Origin of the sequence: Pseudomonas persica (assembly GCF_900291015.1) — a bacterium.
GTDB lineage: Bacteria > Pseudomonadota > Gammaproteobacteria > Pseudomonadales > Pseudomonadaceae > Aquipseudomonas.
Genome location: NZ_OLKL01000347.1, coordinates 1 through 240 on the forward strand (window position 1 = coordinate 1; position 240 = coordinate 240).

The 240-nt window shown below is 68.8% G+C and carries 1 protein-coding gene; it reads left to right on the forward strand.

What is annotated here, in order from left to right; genetic code table 11:
- The coding region (locus FQ664_RS26820; RefSeq protein WP_144175995.1) for a tetratricopeptide repeat protein at positions 1-240 on the forward strand (240 nt) is incomplete at both ends.

Below are 240 nucleotides of genomic sequence, written 5' to 3' on the forward strand. Positions count from 1 at the left end.
GGTACAACCTCGGCAACGTGCTTGCCCGCCAGGGCGACTACGACGGTGCCATCGCCGCCTACGACAAGGCCTTGGCGCGCCACCCGCAGATGGCCGACGCCGTCGCCAACCGTGCGGTGGTCGACGCCGCGCGCAAGCGCAAGTCGTCGTCGAACAACAGCCAGGGGCAGGGCAAGGGGCAGCAGAAGCCGCAGCAGGGACAGCAGCAGAACCAGCAGGGCCAGCAAGGCCAACAAGGTC